General features: G+C 74.7%; 2 protein-coding genes and 1 riboswitch. Both genes read right to left on the bottom strand.

Annotated features, from left to right (window positions below; genetic code table 11):
- On the bottom strand, window positions 1–1,543 hold a 1,543-nt coding region (locus ACFWM7_RS34745; RefSeq protein WP_383268625.1), incomplete at its 3' end, for a cobyric acid synthase.
- A 58-nt stretch (window positions 1,544–1,601) separates the two neighbouring features.
- Window positions 1,602–2,582 (bottom strand): cobalamin biosynthesis protein, encoded by a 981-nt coding sequence (locus ACFWM7_RS34740; protein WP_383268622.1) that lies wholly within the window; start codon window positions 2,580–2,582, stop codon window positions 1,602–1,604.
- 137 nt (window positions 2,583–2,719) lie between these two features.
- A riboswitch (cobalamin riboswitch) is annotated at window positions 2,720–2,852 on the bottom strand.
- Window positions 2,853–2,992 lie beyond the last annotated feature (140 nt).

Genomic DNA, 2,992 nt, shown 5'->3' with positions numbered 1-2,992 from the left:
CGCCCCGGCTCTCCGGAGCACCCGCACCCGGCACCGAAGGCGCCCCCGGCGGCACGAACGGCAACCCCGTCGGCGCCCCACCCTCGATCAACCGCCACAACGCATCCGTATCCGCATGCTCCTCCACCAGATCCCCGAGCCGGTCCAGCTGCTCCTCCCGCAGCACCCCGAAGCTCGTATCCGGCGCAGGAACGAACCGCCGCCCCGCGGCCCGGGCCACCTCCACCAGGAACCGCCGCCGGAAACCGTCGCTCTCCAGCGACCCGTGCCAGTGCGTCCCCCACACCGCCCCCACCCGGCAGCCGTCCAGGAACGGTTCCCCGCCCCGTACGTCGGCCACCCCGTGGTGGATCTCGTATCCCTCCACGGGCTCACCCAGCGCCGAACCGACCGGCCGCGCCAGCGTCTTGTCCCGGTCGAAGCGAATCCGTACGGGAAGGACCCCCAGCCCGTCCACGGCCCCCGCCCGCGACTCCACCTCGTCCTCGATCCGCTCACCGAGCACCTGGAACCCGCCGCAGATCCCCAGCACCGGTCGGCCCTCCGCGGCCCTGCGCACCAGCGCGTCCGCCAGCCCCCGCTCACGCAGCCAGGCCAGCGCCTTCACTGTCCCGCGCGTCCCGGGCACGATCGCCAGGTCCGCGTCGGCCAGCTCCTCCGCCCGGTCCACGAACCGCACGACGACGCCCGGTTCGGCGGCCAGCGCGTCCACGTCCGTGAAGTTGGACATCAACGGCACCGCGCAGACCGCGACCCGCAGCACATCCTCGCCGTGGGGCGGCGCGACGACCGACTCCCGCACCGCACCGCGCAGGGACACCCGCAGGCCGTCCTCCTCGTCGATGCCGAGCCCGTGGGCGTACGGCAGCACCCCGTACGTCCGCCGCCCGGTCAGCCCGTACAGCATGTCGAGCCCCGGCTCCAGCAACGAGACGTCGCCCCGGAACTTGTTCACCAGGTAGCCCGCGACCAGCGCCTGGTCCTCCGCGCTCAGCAGGGCCGTCGTCCCGAAGAACGAGGCGAAGACCCCGCCCCGGTCGATGTCCCCGACGACCAGCACGGGGAAGCGGGCGGCCCGCGCGATGCCCATGTTCACGATGTCGGTGCGCCGGAGGTTGATCTCGGCCGGCGACCCGGCGCCCTCGCAGATCACCGCGTCGTACGTCGACCGCAGCTCCTCCAGGCAGCTGGTCACCGTGCCGAGCAGCGCCTCCTGACGGCCCCCGTGGTACCCCCGGGCGCTCATCTCGCCGACCGGCTTTCCCATCAGGACGACCTGGCTGGACCGGTCGCTGCCGGGCTTCAGCAGCACCGGGTTCATCAGCGCCGTCGGCTCCACCCGGGCGGCCTGCGCCTGCATCGCCTGGGCCCGACCGATCTCCGCTCCCTCGCGGGTCACGAAGGAGTTCAGCGACATGTTCTGCGCCTTGAACGGCGCGACCTTGACGCCCCGGCGCACCAGCCAGCGGCAGATGCCGGCCGTGACGACGCTCTTGCCCGCATCCGACGTGGTCCCCGCGACCAACAGCCCGCCGCCGCTCATGCCCGCCCCCGTTCCCGTACCGCACTGCTCGATGCCGTACCGCTCGCGCCCACGCCTGTCATCCCCGCCCCCGCTTCCGCCCCGCGACCGACCGCCGGGCGGCCAGGTTGCCCGCAGCCAATCGGCCCACCACACACACCCCCAGCGCCAGCGCACTCACCCGGCGCGACAACCGCACCGCGCGCTCGATGTCCGCGCCCCGCACGTCCCGCCCGGCCGCCCCGTTCAGCACCGGCCGGTGCTCGACGCGCCCCGCGTACGTGAGCGTGCCCCCCAGCCGTACGCCGAGCGCCCCCGCGAACGCGGCCTCCACCGGCCCCGCGTTCGGGCTCGGGTGGCGGTGCGCGTCGGCCTTCCAGGCGCGTACGGCCTGAGAGGGCCGCCCGCCGCCCACCACGGCCAGCGCGGCCGTCAGCCGGGCGCCCGGCCACCCCGCCACGTCGTCCAGGCGGGCAGAGGCCCAGCCGTAGCGGCGGTGGCGGGGCGACTTGTGGCCGACCATCGCGTCCAGCGTGTTCACCGCCCGGAACCCGACCAGCCCCGGCACTCCGCCGATCGCCCCCCACACCAGCGCGCCGACGACGGCGTCCGAGGTGTTCTCGGCGACCGACTCGACGACCGCGCGGGCGATCCCCGGCCCGTCCAGGGAGTGCGGATCACGCCCGCACAGATGGGGGAGCCGCTCCCGGGCCGCCTCCAGGTCCCCGGCGGCCAGCGCGCCCCCGATGGCGCGGGCCTCCCGCCCCAGCGACGTACCGCCGACGACGGACCAGGCGGTGGCGGCGGTCAGCGCGACGGCGAGCGCGGGGCGTCCCCGTACGGCGCCGGCGGTCAGCGTGGCGGCCCCCACGGCGCCTCCGGTGCAGACGAGGGTGTGCAGCGCGCCCCGGCCACGGTCGTCACGCCACAGCAGGGACTCGACGTGCGCCGCGGCGCGGCCGAATCCGGCGACGGGGTGGCCCCGCCGGGGATCGCCGAGCAGTGCGTCGGCGACCATCCCCGCCGTGGCGCCGTACGCGAAGATGCGATCGGCACGCACGGCTCAGCCCGTCGTGGAAAGAGGCGTTCCGGCACGGAGGGGCACAGGAAGCGGCACAGGGAACGGCGCACGGCGGCCGGGCATGGCGTAGGTCCTCACTCAGGGTCCGCGCCCTGGTTCGACGTGACCGACGACGAGAGTCTCCTGGCTCCCGGATCCGCAGTTCCCCCGGCCTTCCAGCCCGCGTACCGCGGGCCGTGACGTCCGGTGTGGGGGAGTGCTCCCCGGTGACAGTGGCGGGACCGCGCCGGATTCGCACCGGCTTCCTCTGCTGTCGCCGTAAATGGCTCCGGCAGTCCACCACGCCCCGAGAACAGCCGTCAACTCGCTGTTGACCTGCGGGGCTCCACTGTGGGCGGACGCACATCGGATGCCCAACGGACGCACTACGGGCCGGACACACGAGGGTG

This window comes from Streptomyces sp. NPDC058375, assembly GCF_042723425.1.
GTDB classification, from domain to species: Bacteria; Actinomycetota; Actinomycetes; order Streptomycetales; family Streptomycetaceae; genus Streptomyces; species Streptomyces durocortorensis.
This window is presented reverse-complemented; position numbering and strand designations above follow the sequence as displayed.